At 41.2% G+C, this 20,993-nt stretch carries 14 protein-coding genes; 9 read left to right on the forward strand and 5 right to left on the reverse strand.

All coding sequences use genetic code 11. From position 1 onward, the window contains the following. Positions 1 to 18: 18 nt before the first annotated feature. Genes AC3WJJ_RS01560 through AC3WJJ_RS01575 form a run of 4 tightly spaced genes read left to right on the forward strand, consistent with a single transcriptional unit; the run spans position 19 to position 4,006 of the window. Complete coding sequence (locus tag AC3WJJ_RS01560; protein ID WP_492537392.1) at positions 19 to 603, forward strand: RNA polymerase sigma factor; 585 nt, start codon at positions 19 to 21, stop codon at positions 601 to 603. Next, positions 604 to 1,506 (forward strand): hypothetical protein, encoded by a 903-nt coding sequence (locus AC3WJJ_RS01565; protein ID WP_492537394.1) that lies wholly within the window; start codon positions 604 to 606, stop codon positions 1,504 to 1,506. It abuts the gene before it with no gap. Continuing rightward, positions 1,499 to 2,194, forward strand: a complete 696-nt coding sequence (locus AC3WJJ_RS01570) for an ATP-binding cassette domain-containing protein (protein ID WP_492537396.1) — start codon at positions 1,499 to 1,501, stop codon at positions 2,192 to 2,194. Before AC3WJJ_RS01565 ends, AC3WJJ_RS01570 begins: the two co-directional genes overlap by 8 nt. 45 nt (positions 2,195 to 2,239) lie before the next feature. Further along, the gene (locus AC3WJJ_RS01575) at positions 2,240 to 4,006 is read left to right on the forward strand and encodes a DUF3658 domain-containing protein (protein WP_492537398.1); all 1,767 of its coding nucleotides are present in this window, start codon (positions 2,240 to 2,242) and stop codon (positions 4,004 to 4,006) included. Between the two features lie 91 nt (positions 4,007 to 4,097). On the opposite strand, the gene AC3WJJ_RS01580 is transcribed toward AC3WJJ_RS01575, so the two are convergent. From AC3WJJ_RS01580 to AC3WJJ_RS01590, 3 genes are read right to left on the reverse strand one after another with little or no spacing between them, the layout of a single operon-like run. Next, positions 4,098 to 5,261 carry a Ger(x)C family spore germination protein gene (locus AC3WJJ_RS01580; protein ID WP_492537400.1) on the reverse strand — a complete coding sequence of 388 codons (1,164 nt, stop codon included), beginning with the start codon at positions 5,259 to 5,261 and terminating at the stop codon, positions 4,098 to 4,100. Position 5,262: 1 nt separating this feature from the next. After that, on the reverse strand, positions 5,263 to 6,759 hold the full coding sequence (locus tag AC3WJJ_RS01585) for a spore germination protein (RefSeq protein WP_492537402.1): 1,497 nt from the start codon (positions 6,757 to 6,759) through the stop codon (positions 5,263 to 5,265). Positions 6,760 to 6,786: 27 nt separating this feature from the next. After that, entirely contained in the window at positions 6,787 to 7,872 is a 1,086-nt protein-coding gene (locus AC3WJJ_RS01590) for an endospore germination permease (protein ID WP_492537404.1), read from the reverse strand. A gap of 217 nt (positions 7,873 to 8,089) precedes the next feature. Between AC3WJJ_RS01590 and cls the strand changes: the two genes are divergently transcribed. From cls to AC3WJJ_RS01615, 5 genes are all read left to right on the forward strand, one after another. Next, the gene (cls, locus tag AC3WJJ_RS01595) at positions 8,090 to 9,538 is read left to right on the forward strand and encodes a cardiolipin synthase (RefSeq protein ID WP_492539540.1); all 1,449 of its coding nucleotides are present in this window, start codon (positions 8,090 to 8,092) and stop codon (positions 9,536 to 9,538) included. 156 nt (positions 9,539 to 9,694) lie between these two features. After that, positions 9,695 to 10,759 carry an acyl-CoA dehydrogenase family protein gene (locus AC3WJJ_RS01600; protein ID WP_492537406.1) on the forward strand — a complete coding sequence of 355 codons (1,065 nt, stop codon included), beginning with the start codon at positions 9,695 to 9,697 and terminating at the stop codon, positions 10,757 to 10,759. A 237-nt stretch (positions 10,760 to 10,996) separates the two neighbouring features. Continuing rightward, positions 10,997 to 12,529 (forward strand): spore germination protein, encoded by a 1,533-nt coding sequence (locus AC3WJJ_RS01605; RefSeq protein WP_492537408.1) that lies wholly within the window; start codon positions 10,997 to 10,999, stop codon positions 12,527 to 12,529. Then, positions 12,522 to 13,625 (forward strand): GerAB/ArcD/ProY family transporter, encoded by a 1,104-nt coding sequence (locus AC3WJJ_RS01610; protein WP_492537409.1) that lies wholly within the window; start codon positions 12,522 to 12,524, stop codon positions 13,623 to 13,625. The genes AC3WJJ_RS01605 and AC3WJJ_RS01610 overlap by 8 nt, the downstream gene beginning before the upstream one ends. Further along, positions 13,622 to 14,737: a Ger(x)C family spore germination protein gene (locus AC3WJJ_RS01615; protein WP_492537411.1), complete on the forward strand. Its 1,116-nt coding sequence runs from the start codon at positions 13,622 to 13,624 to the stop codon at positions 14,735 to 14,737. The genes AC3WJJ_RS01610 and AC3WJJ_RS01615 overlap by 4 nt, the downstream gene beginning before the upstream one ends. Positions 14,738 to 14,754: 17 nt before the next feature. Here the strand turns inward: AC3WJJ_RS01615 and AC3WJJ_RS01620 are convergent, their stop codons facing one another. Further along, positions 14,755 to 15,441, reverse strand: a complete 687-nt coding sequence (locus tag AC3WJJ_RS01620) for a DNA alkylation repair protein (RefSeq protein ID WP_492537413.1) — start codon at positions 15,439 to 15,441, stop codon at positions 14,755 to 14,757. A 1,475-nt stretch (positions 15,442 to 16,916) separates the two neighbouring features. Further along, complete coding sequence (locus AC3WJJ_RS01625; RefSeq protein ID WP_492537415.1) at positions 16,917 to 20,726, reverse strand: nSTAND3 domain-containing NTPase; 3,810 nt, start codon at positions 20,724 to 20,726, stop codon at positions 16,917 to 16,919. Between the last annotated feature and the right edge of the window lie 267 nt (positions 20,727 to 20,993).

Raw genomic sequence — 20,993 nt, forward strand, 5'->3', positions numbered from 1 at the left:
GGGGAGGATTTGCAGCACATGAAAGACGAAGATCTATTACGTGAACTGGTCATAGGCTGCGAATCAGCATTGGAAAGTTTAATCCATCGGTATCATCAGCCTTTATACGGCTACGTTTATCGCATGACCATGAATGAACAAACGACAGCGGACATTGTTCAGGATACATTTATGAATCTATATCGTCATGCCCAATATGGACGTGTCCCTGAACAGTTAAAGCCATGGATTTATAAGATTGCAACGAATCTATGTAAGGATTATTGGAAGAAAGCTTCTACAAGACATGAAATCCCTTGGGCACGAGACAGTGAACTATTTGAGATGCAGACTATACATATTATAGATCATCAAATTGAGCGCCAATGGATGCTGGAATCTTTAAATCAGTTACATCTAGACCACCGGATCATCATTTACTTGAGATTTTATCAAGATCTATCTTATGAACAAATTTCACAGACCCTTGAGATTCCTCTCAATACAGTGAAGTCTCGATTATTTAGAGGGCTTAAACAACTGGAAGCTGTTATAGATTCAGACCAATACATCGAAGAAGGAAATACAGGGAAATCGTCATTACAGAGAAGAGGTGGACTTTAGTTGAAAGATTCAGATAAGAAGAGGGTTGGAATGAGTTCATCCAAGGATTCGAAGATCGAACTAGACGAGCTTTCTAATGAAGAATTAGATGAGCTGGAATCTATTGAGAAACGCATGGAACCAAGACTTTCAAGTTTAACTGTCCCTATGCCATCTCGTGAAGACACGTTCCAGTTAATTGAATTTGTTAAGAAGAACGGAGCGGGCGAAGTAGTTCAAGAACCGGAAGAACTCGATCTTTTTCAACGAACATCTTCTAATGAAAAACAATATTCTCGATTATTAGGACTCATTCGTTCGCAATGGAATGCCTATGGATTCCGTAGCTGGCTGACAACGGGAGCCTCTATCGTCGCTACAGGGTATATTGCTTCAACCTATCATACGGAGAAATATAACGATCTGTTCTTATGGACGCTTGGCTTAACCTTGATCATTCTGGGGACAATCGTTTATGCTTTCCGTCCACGTGATCAAGGTACAATGATTCTCGAACAGTTAGGGAGATACAGTTTGTTGGAGCAGACACTTACTCGCCTCATACTCGTCATGCTATTCCAGATCATTGTGGCAGTTCCATTGTCTTTCATATTCATAGATCAAGGTGCTCAGAACTCTTTGATTGGATTCATCGTAGGTTGGAGTATTCCGGTTATTTCAGTTGCCTTAATTTGTTTTGTGTTCATACAGTGGTTTGGTGTTTGGAAATCCATTCTGATGTTATCCGTTCTAGGGATTATTGTCTCGGAAGGGAACAAACGTTCTCACCCCGAGGAAATAGTCACTTTTTCGATGGGAAATGACTTTGAACCTCTCCGATGGATGATGTTACTTATAGCTGCCGGATTATTCTTATTCTATCTTCTGAGCCAGCGAAAAACGGGGGATCAACTAGATGAATAAGATAACGATTGATTGCAATCATGTGAGTAAGATCCTTGACGGGAGTAAGGTTGTTGATGATTTTTCACTAACGTTCTTACCGGGTATTACGTATCTTATTGGACCGAACGGTTCCGGTAAAAGTTCCTTACTTCAAATGTTAACTACGGTCATTCCACCTTCAGAAGGAACGATAGTGTACTTTTTACGCGGTAGCGAACATTTGTTCTGTAACCGTAAAATGACCACCCGTGAAGTACGACAAATCATAAGTTATGTACCCCAATTCTTTATCGGGTACCCGGAAATGAGTGTGAAGGCATATCTATTTCACCAAGCGCTACAGAGAGGCATTCCTACATATATAGTGAAGCGTCATATGAAAGAATGGCTTACAAGCACTGACCTGTGGAATGAGCGAAAGACGAAACTATTCAGGCTCTCGGGTGGTCAGAGGCAACGCATCGGAATCCTTCAGGCTTTAATAGGCAATCCGAGGGTTTGTATATTAGACGAACCTTTCGAAGGGCTAGATTTGATGGAGGTCATGATCTTTCGACATCTTATCCAAAAGCTAGCGCTCACGAGTACCGTCGTCATGAGTACGCACCGCTTAGAGTGGATTGATCCTCATCATCAAGATCGAGTGATTGAAATGGAAAGAGGGCGTATGATCTATGCAGGAATTCATGTTAGGACAGCGAAATGAAGATCAAGGTTTGAACGAACATAATAGTGGAGGTGTCATAGAACTGTGGGCAACCCTCGGGAATACATTCTAGAACAAGCTAGACTGTTTGTAAGAGCCGAATTGCAAGATGACGGGAGCGGTCACGACTGGTGGCATATCGTTCGAGTTACTCGTACAGCATGTTTGCTTGCAATGATCGAAGGTGCGAATGTATACATATGTGAGTTAGCTGCACTACTTCACGATATTGCAGATGAGAAACTTAATGCTTCGAAAGAAGCGGGAATAGACAAGGTGAATACTTGGTTGGTTGAAGCGGGTGTTGAAGTAAATGAGCGGGAACATGTTCTTGATATCATTGCCAATATGTCATTTGGGAATCGTTCTAATGAACCTCTACCTACACTTGAAGGGAGGATCGTTCAAGATGCAGATCGGCTAGATGCCATAGGTGCGATTGGAATCGCTCGTACCTTTACCTATTCCGGATGGAAGGGTCAGGCGATCTATGATCCAGAGCTTAGACCGAGAGAAACGTTCACGAAGTCAGAATATCGAAGTGGCCGAAGTACTTCTATTAATCATTTTTACGAGAAGTTATTAAAGCTGAAATCAATGATGAATACCGACGGCGCCAGAATTCTTGCGGAAGAGCGACATGATGTGATGAAGCGATATTTATGGGCTTTTGATTCTGAGTGGGGTCTGGCTAATGAATCATATATTGAGGAATCCCTAAGTTTTCATCGTAATATTAAACGTCTACATATTGTGTTTGATGCATCTACTCTTGGTTCTTTACGAATAGTGCTTCAAGATCACGAAGGCGAAATTCCTGTGATGCTCGAAGACAATCTAATGATTGGACCGTTACCGAAAGAGCATAGCACTCAGAGTACGAATTTACGGTTGCGTTGGTTTTGTGATCAGTTTAGTAATTCTGAAGAACGCGACTCATGGATGGAGAGGCTCATGAGAGCGTCTTTTGACTGGGAAGCACTGCCGAGGCAATTCGCCAAGTATCCAATTGTGATTTGGGCAGGTGACTCTGCGCCAGAGCAATGTGGTCTTCGAAGATTTGTTGCGAATGTAGCGAGGGATACTAGCATTCAGGTGATTAATGCAACGCAAATATTAAATAATGATCGCTGTCAATATATGAAAACCGGTGAAATACCTCCTCATCACTTGATGTCTCTGCTAGGTCAAGAAGAGTCACTATCCGTATACGAGAAAGAAAAGTTAGCATACGATTGGCATCGTTTAACGTCTGAATCAACGATGCTACGAGTATTGATTGATGGTGAACTGCAGAGTGTTCCAGAAAGTTATTTCGACCACAAGATACTCGAAGCCGCATTCAAGTTAGGCGCAATAAACGGACATTATTGTAAGTCGGCTCGAATTGTCGGTGAAGTGATCGGATATACGGAGCAGTCCGTTACAGATTCGTTCATTGAGTACCGTGTGCGGGAGCTTATATCGGAAGAGATGCTTCAAGTTGAAGGGGAACAAAGAGCAATGCGTTATTATAGCATTTCTTTAACAGAGAGAGGATTAAGTGAGGTCGTTACAATGGATAACGCATCATCCTTATCGTTTGTTAAAGTGAAGGAAGTGCTGGAGAGCCTTGTGGAAATGCACTTTGAGCAGGAGCATCTGATCGGCGATCTCCGTATGCTCCTGATGAATGATATGCTATTAAAGCGAGAAACAGAGGGTGAACATACACAACTTCAACAGATCATTGAACGTTATCAAGATCAATCAAAGCAGCGGGGACAATTGCTTGAAGGTCTTGCGGCAGAGGTTCATCGACATTATATGTAAGAAATAAGAAGAGACCGTTCATTCAAGGACGGTCTCTTCTTCATGAGGTTTGGCTATAAGCTACTCAATTAAGCTTTAAGAGCGAGGAAGGTCACTCCTTTTTCGGTAAAAGCTTCATTCCTGTATGTTCTAAATTGACGTCAACAGTAACTAGGTCTAATGATTGTTCATCGAGGAGGAAGTCACTGGATTGTTTAAGATTCTTCCAAAGAGCTGTGTTCTTTTTAAATAAAAGATGCTCTAGGCTATATAGATCGGCTCTGATGTTCTTGCCATGTCTATAAGTATCCCATATTTCTTCCGTTACTACTTTCGCTGCTTCTTGCTCAAGTTCACTTCTTGTATATTCTTTACGGACTTCAACCGCATTTCCTTTCAATTTGACATGAATTCTATACCGTGGCACTCCTTGAGATATAATCAATTCTTTTTTGATTTTTGGACTTTGCAAGATCAAGACAGCACCAAGGTCATTATTTTTGTAAATAGGAATGGGTGAACGTCTTGTGTTTTTTTCTAACCAGCGTAACCCCGTTATTTTATCCTCTGAAAGTAATCCGTTAAGTTTGCCTTTAGATATCACGTATACTCCGTTATAAACGAGTTTGGGGTCTGCTTTATCGTTCTTTTTCCATGTGGTGTCATCAAACGATAAACTTGGAAGCAACACGGTAAAAGCCGGCTCAGTCACTTCAGCTATAAAATCAAAGTACCGGATAGGAACAATGTACGATTTCTGTTTATACACCTCCATAGGCTCATGCGTAAGAGTATTCAAAGGGGAAAGGTTAAAGAATGCAGGGGAAGAGAACAAATGTTCCATAGATTCATTCGTACCAAAAACCCATGGTGTCATGCGAATCTCCTGATAGCGTGTTAGAGTATCTAGTTTAGGAAGTACCTCAGATTTCAGAAGTGTCTCACCAATGACAATGCTGGAAATATGACCCCAAGAAGTTCGTTCCTGAGCGGAATTATATAGATTATTCATGGCCATATCGAGCGTTTCCCCTTCAATTTTCCCGATCCATACTTGAGATTGTGTGCTTGACTTCCCTGCTTCAGTCTTCGCTACGGAGGTGAAATCGAGCATTTGGGTATACAAAACAAATTTCTTATCTTCTTCGTTGTAATCAATCCCAATAGCTGATATATAGTTCATGTCCTGTATTTCTTTAATATCCCAGCAACCACATAACAAGATTAATAACAGGAGTGAAGCTATGATCTTGAGTACTCCGTTACAGTTTATCATGTCATTCCGATTCCCCTTCTTGGGAAGTATCATCGATTAGATTTAGGATTTCGGGCCTTTTCTTCATAAAAGCCCATGGTTTCGTAAGAATTGCAGACATGAGATCCTTCGTGGTCAGTGGAGAAACCGGCGCCAAATATGGTAGCCCAAAGGATTCTAATACAGACAAGTAGGCGATAACGCTTAGCATTCCAACGAAAAATCCAAGTAGACCTAAGATAGATGACCAAAAGAGGATATAGATCCGAATAATACTCACGGTTCCACTTAATGTCTGATTCACCAAAGTAAATGTAGCGACGGCTGTTGTTGCAGAAACAACGAGCATTGTCGGAGATGTTAGTCCTGCTCGTATTGCTGCATCACCAATAATCAGTCCTCCTAATACAGCGATAGTTTGACCAACAGCTTTAGGTAGTCGAACCCCTGCTTCTCTGAATAATTCGAACATCCCAAGCATAAGTAAGATTTCTACTGGGGAGGAGAAGGGAAGGCCGAATCTTGAATTAGTCACGGTAGCAAGCAGTGGGAATGGAATTTGATCCATGTTATAAGAGGTTAGAGCAACCCAAAATCCTGGTAGAAAGAGAGCAATAGATAGACCAATTAGCCTCAATATTCTTTCGAATATGACAAAATGGTAAGGGAAGTAAGAATCTTCCGGCGTTTTCAATAATTCAAGAAGGTTACATGGTGCGATTAGCGCCATTGGAGAGCCGTCAACCAAAAGGATAAATCGTCCATTTACTAAACACTCCGTTGCAAAGTCAGGTCTCCCAATGTAATCAACTAGCGGGAACAGGGCTAGGGAAGAGTCGGAGATTCCTTCTTCCAACTGTCCGCTATTCAGAAGGGCATCAACCTTCAACCCTTTGAGTCGAGATCTAACCTCATCAATAACTTCTGGACGTGCGATATCATCTATATACAATAAAGAAACTTTAGTCTGGCTTCTTGTTCCTATAATTAGTTGTTCATGATTCAGGGAAGCTGTTCGCAGACGTTTTCGGATCAATGCCACATTGGTACTGATATCCTCAGTAAATCCATCCCGAGCTCCCTTGAGGGATACTTCTGTATTGGATTCTTCAGGCTGTCGTTTAGGCATTTGTGATATATCGATCCAATACAAGCTTTTCTCCGTAGGAAAAAAAACGACTAACTTCCCTGAAAACACCTCATTTACAATTTGAGAATGATCCGTAAGTTCACTCCATTTGGGAGATTTAGAGAGCTCATTCGTAAGTTGATCCCAATCCTCGACCGTATTAAGCATTTGCATCAACTCGGGAAATACGTACTGTGTCATGATTGTAGAATCAATCATGCCTTGGCAATAAAGGATTAAAGCGGGTAGCACATCTTTCGTGTTGTTAGGGAAGTTGGAGATTACCACATCTGCTGATGAATCGAATAGCGAGCGTAGAGTCTGCTCATCTATTGTCTTCGGGATAGTCTGTACACGATTCTCAAGTGGCTTGGATTTTCTACGGAACATTTGGTTTCTGGGTTTAGTATGCATCTTCTAATCACCTTTTGGTCTTGGCTTGAATGCAGTTGCGCATAGAATCACTAAAGATAGAGCTACTAAGAACAGAAGACATGGCAAGGAGTACTTCCCCATCACATAAAGCTCAAGTTGTCGATCAATCACCGGTATTAACGACAAGCCGGACAACAATGAGCCCAGGATAAGTAGAAATATCAACTTGGATTTAGATTTTTTGAAAGAAATGCTATCTGTGATCATAAACAGGAATAGTGAAATTCGGATCAGAGCACCTGATATCCATTGATAAAGAGCTAGAAAGTCAATGTGAGTTATATATTTGGTTATCGTCACCAGCATCCATTGGTCAAACGCAGGGTAGCGGGCTTGCATCGCTTGAACGGGCCCGAAATTTGCAATAGCCCCCATGAGTGGACCAAGGGTAAGTCCAGCTAACAGAATAGCTAGTACGGCTAGTGCCATGTAACTGACCTTACGGGATATATGATGCTGAATAAAGATTAGGATTATTAGCTCCATAAAACCTCCACCCGCTACAATCATGCTACGTAGCATAGGGGTATATCCATCAACAAATAACGGAGTCAATAAAGAGTAGTCTTTATATTGGAGATTCGTTACCGCTACGAAATGTCCTAATATCCATACAAAAGGGAGAAGGATACCGGAAATAATGGCAATAGATCGAATTCCGTTGTAAGTAACATAGACACATAATAGTATGATGACAATCGACACAAAAAACTTTGGCGTTTGAGGCAGATAAGTGACCTTGATCCAGGTTGTTGTTTCTCGTAGCATTACTAGCGCCATAAGAAAGAAATAACACGTTGTAATGATTAAAAAGATCCAGCCTACAACGAAGCCAAAGCGTTCTTTAAACCACAGCGTAATCGATTTCTGGTTTGTTCGTTTGATAATAATGTAGAAGATATAAAGCCAAACAAGCTGTAGCACCGTTGTTAGAATGACGCCCATCCATGCGTCCCGACCTGCCGTTTGAAGCAGTAGAGGGATCAGAATAACGTGATTTGTGATACCTAATGCAAGGAGTAATATGAAGTAAGTTTCAAGAATGGATATTTTTTTGCTTGAAGGCATGGTGTCAATCTCCATATCAGGGAATACGTGCTGAGTAACAATACAGTGAGTATTCACTATTCTTCGCTTTTTATGTATAGGGATAATATATATAAGGAATTGATACATCTAGACAGAGGAGAGAGGTTATTGGTATGCTAATGCTTTGATGTCCGTATGTATAATGAAATCAGCGGACTGATTAAACGACAAATATATGAGTTAAAGGAAGATGAGTATGAACGTTACAACGGTGCTGCTCGGGCTCATAATTTTTTTGAATATCATATTTGCGTTCGTCGTTATTTTTCAGGAGAGACGTGATGTAGGATCAACCTGGGCATGGCTGTTGGTGTTATTGCTCATTCCTATTGCCGGATTCGTTCTATATCTGTTCTTCGCTCAAAACTTCAGACGTAAGCGGTTATTCTACTGGGATGATATTAAGAAAAAAGGGCTCGATCGGGGATTGAAATTTCAAGAATCCCTTTTTCGATCGGAACAGTTTCATTTTAAGAACTACATATCGGGTCAGAATAAAGATTTAATCACCATGAATCTTTTGCACAATCAAGCTGTACTTAGTGAAGATAACCAAGTGGAGATCTTTACGGATGGTAAAGCCAAATTCGCTGCTCTATTTAGAGATATTGAAGAGGCTACTGATTTTATCCATGTCCAGTACTACATTATTCAGAAGGATAATTTGGGTAAGCACCTTCTCGATTTATTAACGAAAAAAGCTAAAGAAGGCGTTAAAGTTCGTGTGCTATATGATGAGCTTGGTTCCCGAAGAATCAATCAAAAGTTTCTACAAGAGCTTCGTGAAGCAGGGGGGCAAGCTGAAGCCTTTTTTCCATCCAAATATCGTCTCATTAACCTTCGATTGAATTATCGTAATCATCGTAAATTGGTCATCATTGATGGAAAGATCGGCTATGTCGGAGGATTTAATGTGGGTGATGAGTATCTTGGACTTAACCCCAAGTTTGGTTATTGGCGGGATACACATCTCCGAATTGAGGGGACGGCTGTTTACTCGATCCAAACTAGATTCATACTGGATTGGAATCAGGCATCTGCGGATCACGATATTGTGTATTTCCCTAGTCTGTTTCCACATTTACCTTCCAAGGGTAATGTAGGTATTCAGATCGTAACGAGTGGGCCGGATTCCGAATATGAACATATTAAGAACGGATATCTGAAGATGATCACATCAGCGCGTAAATCGATCTATATTCAAACACCTTACTTCATTCCTGATTCGAGTGTGCTCGATGCGCTTCGAGTAGCATCCTTGTCTGGCGTGGAAGTGAATGTGATGATTCCGAATAAGCCGGATCATATGTTTGTGTATTGGGCTACACTTTCTTATATTGGAGAGATGCTGAGAGCTGGCGCAAAAGTTTATCAGTACAGCAATGGATTTGTCCATGCTAAGACACTCGTGGTGGATGAAGAAATCGCATCCGTTGGTACGGCCAACATCGACTTTAGAAGCTTTAAACTAAACTTTGAGGTGAATGCGTTTATTTACGATGAAGCCATCGCTCAAAGATTAAGTCAAGATTTTAGAGAAGACATGTTGGTATCCGAACTGCTTACCATGGAGAAGTATTTAGAACGATCGAAGTGGGTTCGGATTAAAGAGTCCATTTCTCGACTTTTGTCGCCTATACTATAACGCAACCTAAAGGCAGCTTCCTCTAGATTAAAAGATCTAGAAGGAGTTGTCTTTTTACTATGTAGAAGCCTATAACCGACTTCTCATAGAATAGAGTTAAGTGAAAGCGCATGATAGAATAGAGGGAACGAAATATATGGAAAGCGGTGTAAAGAGATGTTACTAAGTCAGCAGCAGGTAGATAAGATCAGAGAGCAATCTTTACGAATGGAGAAGGATGGTCAGATATCAGAAGAATTGCTTCAGCTCATTTACGATCATCGTTTGTTCCATTTATTCGTACCGAATGAATTGGAAGGACGCATGACATCGTTGCCTGATGCTGTGAGAATATTTCAGGAATGTTCGCGTATTGATGGAAACATGGGCTGGTTGGTTACGATCGGTGCAGGAGGAGGTTTTTTTGCCTCGTTTATGCGTCCTGATATAAGTCGCAAAGTATATGCCCACCGCAATGCAGTCATCGCTGGCAGTGGAATGCCGACGGGAAAGGCTCGTCGTGTCGAAGGCGGATTTATCGTGGATGGAAGCTGGAAGTATTGCAGTGGGTCAACACATGCCACTGTGTTTACTGCGAATGTGATTGTGGAACCCGATGAGGAACAAGTAACAGCTTTATCTGATGAAGCTCCAGTAATTAGATCTATGATTTTATGGCCTGAGCAAATCCATATCAATCCGGACTGGAATGCTTTTGGCTTGAAAGCAACTTCTAGTCACCAAATTTCAGCCACCAATGCTTTCGTACCTGATGAGATGACATTTGATATTACCGAAATACAAGCCTATGAGAATGAGATGATCTATAAGTATCCATTCCTTCCTTTTGCACAAGCTTCTTTTGCAGCAGTGACGCTTGGTATCGCGGAGCACTTCCTGCAAGCAGCAGAAGAGCTGCTGGCACAGAAACCGAGTCATACCTATGTAGAGAAACAATTAACAACCTTAAAGACAGATCTAACGCGAAGTGAAACAGCTTTCTATTCGTGCATTACACAATCGTGGGATGAGCTATTGAAGGAAGGACGTTTATTCTCTGAACAAGAATCCGCTGTTTCAGAACAATGTATATCGATGGCGGAAATGTCCTTGCGATGTGGACAGGAATTGTTCCCGCTTCTAGGGCTATCTGCAGCTATGGAGAATAGCACAGTTAACCGAACATGGAGAGACCTGCAAACGGCTTGTCAGCATGCACTGCTTCGTAAGTATAGATCATAATTATATGCATTTAGTTAAACAAAGACTGCGAAACGCAAGCAAGGGATAAAAATCCCTCTAATGCGGTTAGCAGTTTTTTTGTGCATTGAGAATGGACTTCACCTGATATCAAAAGGACGGATTAGGATAGCTCTCTGGACGATAAATTACCCTTGAAAGTTCTATTAAAGGAATATGTTCCTGTCATTGTGGGGAATATACAACTTAACTTTCAGATGATGAGAAGGAGGCAGCGTCGTGGGCTTTTTTAAAACCATGTTTAATAACAATCAAAGAAGAAGTAAGCCTTTATCGAAAAAGTCCACACTGACTCCTCAGCCAGTACATAAATCTGTACAAAGCAACATTGAATACCTTCAAAATGCTCTATTTCATACAGATGATTTAGTACGCCAATCGGTAACGATCCCAGGGCATACTAGTGAATTTTTATATATGCAGACCATGTGTGATCCAAGCAAAATACGTGAAGAAATATTAAATCCTATCTTAGATACGAAAGATCGAGACTTGGATGAGATATTCATTGCAATTAGATCCAATAAATACGATGATCTTGAGAAAGTAATTGAATATCTTGTCAAGGGGAATGCTGTCCTTTTTGTAGAAGGGTTAGAAGAGTGCTTCGTTATTGACGTAAAATCGAGTTTTGATCGAAGTGTTACTGAACCAAGTAATGAGAAGGTAGTGAAAGGTTCACACGAAGGTTTTGTAGAGAATGTCAGTATTAATCTTCAGCTCATTCGTAAGCAGATAGAGAATCGCAATTTAGTTGTAAAGCGCTACACACTTGGAAATGAAACAAAGGCAGAAGTGGTCATTGTGTACTTACAGAATCTTGCCAATCCCAAACTCGTCGAGGAGATCGATCAAAGGTTAAATCAAATCGACGCGGATAATATCACTTCAACGGAAATGATAGAAGAATACATAGAGGACAAATCTTTCTCACCTTTTCCACAGCTGTTACATACCGAAAGACCTGATAGGGTCGTAGGGAACTTGTTGGAAGGAAGAGTAGCTTTATTAGCGGGGGGGAGCCCTACAGCTTTAATCATGCCGGTAACTTTCTTTGCCTTTTATCAATCGCCGGATGATTACCGTTTTCGTTCTTTGCAAGGGTCGTTTATCAGACTCATCCGTTTATTTAGCTTTGTGATTGCCATCACCCTACCGGCTTATTATATTGCCGTTGTATCTTTTCATTATGAGGTGATTCCGGAGGATTTATTACTACCGATCAAAATTAGTGTCGAGAATATTCCGTACCCTCCAATACTTGAGGCATTATTCATGGAGCTGACGATTGAATTACTTCGAGAAGCTGGAATCCGACTTCCAGGACCCGTAGGACAGACGATTGGGATTGTGGGCGGTCTCGTTATTGGCGATGCCGTTGTCAAAGCAGGTATGGTATCGAACGTTATGATTATTGTTGTAGCTTTAACTGCCATTGCATCTTTCGTAGTTCCTTCTCATGAGATGAGTGGTTCGGTACGACTGCTTCGTTTTCCAGTTATGATTGCTGCGTCTCTATTCGGATTTTTCGGAATTGTATATAGTCTGATGATCATTCTAATTCACTTATGCAAATTAGAGTCTTTTGGTACGCCTTATTTCGCCCCAGCAGCACCGATGAGATGGAAGGATTGGAAAGACACATTTGTTCGGTTACCTCAGTGGATGTTAAAGCAGCGTCCGAATGATCCAGCCCCACAAGAACTTGAAATTCAATCATCAGCAGCTGAAGGGCAGAAGAAGAATGATTAATACAAAAGAACAAATTACTCCGGGACAGCTCATATTTTTGATCATTCAGACTCAAATAGGTGTTGGCTTACTTGGACTAACTGCTAGAGTGCATAACGTATCCAAAGGGGATGCATGGATTTCAGTGCTATTCGCCGGACTGTTGACTCAATTGTTCATTGTCATCATGTGGAGTCTGAGCAGACGATTTCCAACACATACATTGTATGATAATTTGTTAACTCTACTCGGACGCTATATCGGTAAACTGGCTCAACTTCTATACACCGGTTATTTTATCACGATATCCAGTTTTATCGTTGTTGAGTTTAGCATAACCGTACAGAATTGGATCCTAATTGATACACCCAGATGGGTCGTCATGGGTATGATGTTAGGTGTCTGTCTTTATCTTGTACGAGAAAGATTACAGACGATCGCTCGTTTTTTCGTACTCGTCTTTTTCTGCAACATCGTTGTGATTCTCATCATTTGTTACGCGTATTCACATGTGAATATTCTCTATGCGTTACCTATTGGACAATCCGGGATTGAGAAAATAGCAAAGGGATCACATAAAGCCATGACCTCTTTTTCCGGTTACGAGATGCTCATGGTATGTTATCCCTTCGTGCAGGGTGGAAGCCTAGGAAAACTTAAAGCGGCGGGCTTTGCGAATATGTTTACGACCATATTGTACGCATTCGCAGTTTTCACGAGCATTATCGTATTTAGTCCAGCTGAGATGGAACTCATTCCTCAGCCTTTACTCTACATGGTAAAAGCTCTATCTTTTTCAGTGTTTGAGCGTCCAGATCTATACTTTCTCTCACTATGGGCTGTAGCATCAGCTTCTTCATTGATTGGGTATGTGTTTATGGCCTCAAGAGGAATTGCTAATCTATTTCAGAAGCATAGTGATCATCCGAAGGCAGCCCCTTATACGGTGCTCCTTGTTTTTGTGATTGGTTTGATATTCCAAGCACCACGCACAAACTACATATTAGGAAATTTCTTATCTACCCTGAGCTATATATTTGTAATTGGAATTCCACTCTTACTATTGTTGATATCCTTGCTGTTCAATGTAAAAGAATCTAGGAGGGATATGCGGTGAAGTTAGGTAGCGTATTGTTCACAGTCTGCATCATGATAACGATGTTATCAGGTTGTTGGGATCAACAATTACTGAATCAAGACAAAATTGCATACGTATTAGGCTTTGATCTGACTCCTGATGGGAAAATCCAATCGACCACATCCTTACTCGATATAGGTAGTTCGCAATCTGGATCGAAACAGGTTAATGAAATACATTCCGTTATCGGAAATACAAGTAGACATACCCGAGAATTAATCGACAGAGAAGTCTCTGGTAGAGTATCTTCTTCGAAGCTGCGTGTCATTTTAATCGGGGAGGAGTTAGCGAAGCAAGGTATATATCCGATACTTGATGTATTCTATCGTGATCCCAAAAGTGCGTTAAACTCAAGGATTGCTGTGGTTGAAGGAAGTGCTCATGATGCCATCAATTTGAAATTAACTGGAACGAGCCTGGTCGGTGAATATTTCTATGATCTGGTAAGGAGTGCAGAGCAAAGGACCATTGTGCCGAAGGTTAATCTTCAACTCGTCTGCTCCAGTATGCTGGATCCTGGTCAAGATTTTGCAGCTCCATATATATCTAAGAACAACGAACATCCTTCGATCGCTGGTGCAGCCTTGTTCCAAGGGGATATGATGCGAGGAACATTAAATACGGATGAGTCATTACTATATATGCTAATGAAAAATCAGTTATCAAAGACAGCAAGCTTAACAGTAAGGAGCAATAAAGAGGGAGAACAGAAGCCTGAAAATTATATTACAATGGATATTCAAAAAATTAAAAGAACGATGAAGGTAGGAACTCAGGGCCATCGAGACATCGATGTTAGGTTGAATATGAAGTTAAAAGTGACAGCAATTGAATACCCACGTGACCATCTATACAATCTTCAGAAATTGGACCATTTAGATGAGGAGCTTTCTGAGGAATTAACTAGAAAAGCTAAAGTGGTAGTAGATAAAATACTTCAGGCACATCATGATGGATTTGAAATTGGCCGTAGACTCATCGCTTTTCACTCAGATACTTGGAGCAATCTGAACTGGAAAGAAGATTATTCAAAAGTTCACTTTACGCCTCTCGTAGATGTCGAAATCGTAAACTACGGAATAATGAATTAGATCTGTTCGTAGATTCATTAAGTAGAAGAGCTTTTTCGGTTCAAGACCTTGAATGCTTCCCGCTTGCTTAAGTTGGATAGGGAGGTCGTATTCACGAAATGTATAACTGCTTCCGGGTTGAATTTGCTGTATTGTCGAAGGCTCCAACCAATGGCTTTTTGAATGAAGAATTCATTGGAATCCGCCACCATATTAATGTAGTTGAATAATCTCTCAGTATCTGTATTGTGTCCATACTTTAACTGATACAGAATAGCTGTTCGTTGAAGCCAAAAGTTATCAGACGCCATCCAGCGATCTGCGATAAACAATTGTTCGGGAAATAGTGAAAAATAGTGTCCAGCATGATTGGAGGCAATATGGTCCACGGTATCCCACCAGGACTTCTCGGTAATAAGCTGTTCGATCAATTGAATATCATCCAAATGGAACTTACGTTTTCTCATATCCATGATCTGTAGTGCTGCATTCTGAAACTCTCTTTCATCCATATGCCACATTGCTGTTATTACTTCAACAACCAGATCTTCATTCGGATAACCGTACTCTTTAAGAAATTGAGTCGTGAGTTCTTTTCTTAATGGGGACGGAATGCCGAAGAACTCAAATTGATTACGCATATAAGCTTTCATTTTGTGCGATAGAGTGGGGTCAGCGTGCTTAGCAAAAAGACTCTTTAACTGATTCAGATCTTGAAGATTCAACGGACATGCGCTCCTTATGGTTTAGTTGATCGTGGTTATTACTAAGGAATCTTATCATTATCTCAATCATCTCATCAAGGTACTTAATTTGAAGGATCTGGAAGTTCAACCTTGATGATAAGGTGAAGTTGATACAAAAGTTGAGCAGAGGATTTAAATGATACCAGTGCATGTTCGTAACAATTACTAAAAGAATAAAGATATATAGGGTGATTGTATAATTTTTCACATGATTAACCATATTAATAATATGTAATTGAGATAATACAAAAAGACACCAAAGTTGTTGATTCGTGAATCTGAGATGTTTGTATGTAAAGATTCTTAGTGAAAAAATTTGATCATTAACATATGATCATTCAGAGCACAGTTAAACAAAACAGATTACATGAATTTTAAAAGGCGAAATGAAATGATAATGAAACTTACAAATAAATAAAGAAGTGCATGCACAATTGCAACAATTTAACTTAACTAATAAAATTGAACTAATTGAGAAATTAAGCGTCGATTAAGCGCGACTGACCTTTTTCATTATTACTTTTACACAAAACTCGTATTTTGTACATATGTATTCTCAAGATCTGAAGACACGCCATGTTCTCTTCGAAGTTCCATAAATTATTGATGAGCATCTCCAGCAGCTGTTAAAGCGAATGCCAAAGCGCCCTGTCTGTGCCTAATCGTATAGCAACAAACAGGGCCTCAGTATAGATTTGCTTATTAGAGCCCGTAAGTAGTGTGAACAATCGATCTGGAAATAATGTCGAACAGTTTCATACTCGTCACACATTCCCTCGTTAGATTAAAATTTCATGTGCCGGTAGCTTTATTAATACCCTGACTTCCTCCATCTCCAGCCATCGACGCATTTATAAGAAATTCGACAGGAATGGTATCGTATCCTTCTATCTCTTATTGCCTAAAGAAAGGGGTCACACCATAATTAGATACTGAAAAAGAACTGCCAGGCACTACTATATAATATGAAAAGATGAAACCAGGGATATTAAGTCCAGAAGAAAATCATCCTGACAATGAAGGTGAAAAGTATGGCGAAGTTTTCGCAGATCAGAAGCATGTCCAAATAATGTCCCATTCTCCTCCCGATAGGCTTCATATATCCTGCCTGTATTCCGAGTTTCCAGTTATGTATCCACTTTTATGTCAAAAAACCATAATGGGGCCACATTTGTGCATTTTTTTCATGACACAAATCTTACCTCATTAAAATAAAAAGCCCGAACGATCGGGCTTTAGTACATTTTCGATATCGTCCCAGGTTCTTGTCGTTCGACAGTATAGATTCGAATTGAATTTAATAAATGCAGCCAACTTTCGTACGAAGTTGGCTGCATTTCAGAAAAATTAATCTGTATCTGAACAGCACATTACCTTCTTTGATCAATAAATGGACCTTTCTTAAACACCCTTCAGAGTTCACTTGTACCTTGCATCTTGTAATTGAGCCTCGGTTACTCTACCCACCCTTCAAGCGGTTCCTTGTAATAAAACGCACCATTTTTGACAGAGGCTGTTCGGATTAATTCTTTTCGCAGTACCTCTACCTTGGATAACAAGTCTGGGACACCGTCATCCTCTCTATATCTAAAGTGACCCTCTACAATTTCGTAGCTTAAATGTACCCTTGGTGGTTCTTTATTAAACATCAAATCTAAAACGGTAATAATTCCTTCTTTGATAAAACCGTTATTCTTGAAAAGATACCATATAATCTTGTCGGAACTTAAATAATGATTGAGCAAAAGAGAGTATGCACGAACTCCAATTATCTCGGTTGGCGAATCACAGTTAATGCTGATAGCTTCAATGACATCTGCTAATTTAGCGGTGATCTCCTCTGTCTCCTTTTCATCGAGATTCTGGTAGAGCATCTCCCATAATTCACGGCTTTCTGCTCCGTTAACTCTTACTGTCCAGTGAAGAATAATTTCTACCATCAGTAGTACAGCGCTCTTCGGCCCATATTTACAAATATTAGTACATGATTGAAGAACAAATTCCTTAAAGCTATTGTTTGCAAACGTACTAATTACTCGCCTCAACGCATAGGCGAGTGCCGTAGGGAACGCGGTATGCTCAGGATACTTTAGTATTTCCAAAGCTACAGATGGCCAACGGTAATCCCGAGATGTACCAACAAGGTTGTAAAGTTCCCCACGATCCGCTCCGTACACCTCAATACAGTCCATTATTAATTCTGAGTCTGTCTTTGAAATCAGTTCAGTAACGGCAATAGGTAAAGTTAGTGCTTCCGAGTTCCCAAGTAGGAGAAGGCATATCTCAGGCGATACCTCTTCTCGTGTAAGAGCAACGGCTTTAAGCCAGCGAACATCACTTCGGTCGCTCTGTAATACCTTCATGACTTGAGCACGCTCTTGATTATGAAGGCGGGGCCAGTAATTTGCGTACTCGGCGAGTGACATGGATACGATATAAGAAGTTTGGTGGCTCAATAGACGTGTAGCCAGTTGCTCTCTATAAGTAATGCTCCTGGTTGTATGAACCAGTAAAAAATCAAGGTAGCCCATTCCGTAGTCACTAGGACGTTTGTGCGAGATTGTTCGTTCTACCCATTCTACCCACGCCTCGGTAATGCGCACCACTTGATCTTCAGTGAACACGGAGGCAGCTTTCGATGTCGTTTCGAATAAATAAGCTTCGTCAATTTCCAGAAATTCGTCAGGCACATTCTCTAGAAAAACAGGGAGAAGCGTACCCCATAGACGATGAAGATCGGCCCTTTCCTCCGGGGATATCCCCACCCAATTCAATCGAAACCGATGTGGCTTCTGAGAGAATTGGATCATGAACTCATGGACCGCCACGCAGTTAACTTTGACCATTAACACTTCTTGAAGTTTTTTACGAACCCATTCACGCGTTTCCAAGCTCCAGTTGTTCCACCCCTGAAAACAGCCTTGAATACCTTGCAGTACGACGAAAGGATGTGGATCGCTTAAAACAAGATCGAGGTGTCTCCGGTCCTCACCATACTCGTAAACGAGACTAAAGGCTGCCGTCTCACGAATAAACGCTTCTTTGTAAGTTAACAGCTGCTTAAGTACCGGTAGCTTGACCTGGACATCCAATTCATAAACATCCAAATCACGGGCAAGCTGCCATGCTTCCTCGGGAATCACCTTGAATGCTTCGTCCGGCGACTGGAGACGTTCGGCAATAGCTAAAAACATTTCTTTCGTGATGTCTTTAGTCTGGCGTTCACTCGTTCTTGGCCATACTATGTATTCTGGAGAGTCGCTCAGCTTTGGAATTCCATCGTGCCATTCGATCTTATAGTCCGAAAAATGATAGCTTTTGATATAGCTCATGATCTCTGTTACTTCGGAAGTTGGCAACTCCTTGATCCGAGAGGCTAATAAAACTAGGGCTTCGTCACGCATAGTCGGATAAGGGTTTGTTAAAGCTTGTAGGGCCATCTTTCTGACCTCACCACGGATGTCATTCCCCGCATATGCTACATATATTCGCTCAAAACTACGAATGGCGTTAAGTATGATAGTGACAGATTGGCTACTAAGTAGGTGACGGAGGATAACAAGTAGGCGTTTCTGCCCTAATCTTTGTTGATTCTCTACAACATGCATCGCTGCTTCATAATATGTGGGGTGAGAAAACATCCATTGGCTATTAACAGATTGAACATATCCCGCCCGCTCCAGTTCCTCGCAGAAGGCCTCAGATTGTCCGATACCCTCCGACAATCCCAATTCGTCATATACGGATTGCAAGTGATAATGAAAGTCTTCCTCCATCATTCCAAAACCTACACGGTTGCCGAGCACCATAGTCATTAGTAATATCTGTTCAGTCGGTTTCCGGTTCAGAAAGGATTGTCCCAGTTGATCAGCGTCGACCCTGGCCAGACTTGCCAGTTCCTCGAAACTCCTGTCTAATAGTTTAGCCTGCTCACTAAACGCCAAGTGACGGATTTGTCCTGGTTGCAATACGGCTGAAGTATTCATTCTCATTCCTTCCACCATAATGTACCGTACATTATCCGGCAAGTGCTTTTTACTCGAATAAGCAGACCAAACATCGATAGCGTATTGTGAGTCGAACACGGTGAGGTCTCTCCACCGGCATTCACCCAAAGACCAAGCTTCAGGAGAAGAACAGCCGCTAAGAGATTGCACCAGGTCTTTCCTTGAAGTAACGATGAGCTTTCGGTGTGGAGCCAGTTGTATCGTGAGGTCATGTAGGCGAGACCATGTATTCACAGCATCCGAGTTGAGAATTGTGTGACCGAAAGGGTCCTCAAGAAAACAAATTCGGCTTTCGCTGCTCGCAGCCATAAGATATCTGTAAGCTGAATCCAATTGATTTTCTTTTGCATAGGTAAAGCCTTGATGAGCACGAAGTTGTTCGGCTATCCACTCGGCCATATGCGATTTCCCGCAGAACGAAATTCCAGTAAGAAGTAACACGTGATTTTCTTCCAGGTCTCGGTTGAAAATGTCGATTCCCTCCCGTGCCACGTGAACAGGCCGAGAGAAAGCACGGTTACCTGCATAGCCGTTCAATAATTCTCTCATAAGAGGAATGACGTCTCCCCTTTCATCCCGAGCCATTCTTACCGCATGTTCCATCTCGGAAATTACCGTAGGAGCTACTTGTTCCGGGATATGATGAAGCTTCAGCAAGCGAATCACTTCTGCTTGGATTGAGGTCACGTCTGCACGCTCCCAAATCAGAATGCGCCGGGCAATCTCACGAATCTCTCCTTTATTTTTCCTCAACTGCAAAGCCTGCAGTTTACAGAAATCATCTCGTCTCTTCTTTAATGGCGTCTGCGTTTTCTCTTCAAATGCTTTTGAGAATGCATTTAAAAATATGTCCGCAAGTTGCCCCTGGAGCGGAGATTTTGGGTGCTCCTCAATGTTACCAATTGGACTGTGAAAGCTCTGTATGTAATCCGAACAGCGACTTTTGGTAATGAACAATGCCCGTCGCTGAGTATCGTTCTGGATTCGCTCCAGTAAATTACCTCTTTCCTTTTTATCGGGGAAGTGTCCGACCCACTTGGCGAGGGAGTCAATTTCAAGATTACCTTCTTCACTTTTCACCTGGATTTCAATCGTTACCGTATTCCCTTCAAATGTAAAATGAAGCTCCGCATCCTCTCCATCTTTCTTTTCCACGATGAGCTCAAGACCATCTCGCCCCCACATAAGGAGAGCTAGATAAACTGTCTGTAGGTACTGATAGTCGTAGCCTTGCGTTCCTGTTACCTCAATGGACATTGTCAAAATACTCCTTTGGTCGGATATGATAACTTTATTGTTTCAGTTTTTGATAAAATCTGACATTAGTCAAATATCTTTGTTTTGAATTAAGAAGTGTAATTTGATTGTTTTTTCAATGCGCTCAAACTCTAGCTCGTGTGGGTTTAAGGGCTACTCTTTTATTTTCTAACTTAACGCTTGTTATTACGTCGATGTTAATGTGAATATTTCCTCAGTTTAATTCATTTGTTGAAGTTTCACTATGTTTGTAGCAACATTCAAGCG

Source organism: Paenibacillus sp. FW507-14B1B (genome assembly GCF_058781425.1).

What these genes read in the sequence shown, in the direction of transcription:
- AC3WJJ_RS01625 (WP_492537415.1), bottom strand. Translation starts at nt 20,726, where the DNA reads ATGTCCATTGAGGTAACAGGAACGCAAGGCTACGACTATCAGTACCTA.
- AC3WJJ_RS01560 (WP_492537392.1), top strand. Translation starts at nt 19, where the DNA reads ATGAAAGACGAAGATCTATTACGTGAACTGGTCATAGGCTGCGAATCA.
- AC3WJJ_RS01585 (WP_492537402.1), bottom strand. Translation starts at nt 6,759, where the DNA reads ATGTTCCGTAGAAAATCCAAGCCACTTGAGAATCGTGTACAGACTATC.
- AC3WJJ_RS01600 (WP_492537406.1), top strand. Translation starts at nt 9,695, where the DNA reads ATGTTACTAAGTCAGCAGCAGGTAGATAAGATCAGAGAGCAATCTTTA.
- AC3WJJ_RS01570 (WP_492537396.1), top strand. Translation starts at nt 1,499, where the DNA reads ATGAATAAGATAACGATTGATTGCAATCATGTGAGTAAGATCCTTGAC.
- AC3WJJ_RS01610 (WP_492537409.1), top strand. Translation starts at nt 12,522, where the DNA reads ATGATTAATACAAAAGAACAAATTACTCCGGGACAGCTCATATTTTTG.
- cls (WP_492539540.1), top strand. Translation starts at nt 8,090, where the DNA reads ATGAACGTTACAACGGTGCTGCTCGGGCTCATAATTTTTTTGAATATC.
- AC3WJJ_RS01590 (WP_492537404.1), bottom strand. Translation starts at nt 7,872, where the DNA reads ATGCCTTCAAGCAAAAAAATATCCATTCTTGAAACTTACTTCATATTA.
- AC3WJJ_RS01580 (WP_492537400.1), bottom strand. Translation starts at nt 5,261, where the DNA reads ATGATAAACTGTAACGGAGTACTCAAGATCATAGCTTCACTCCTGTTA.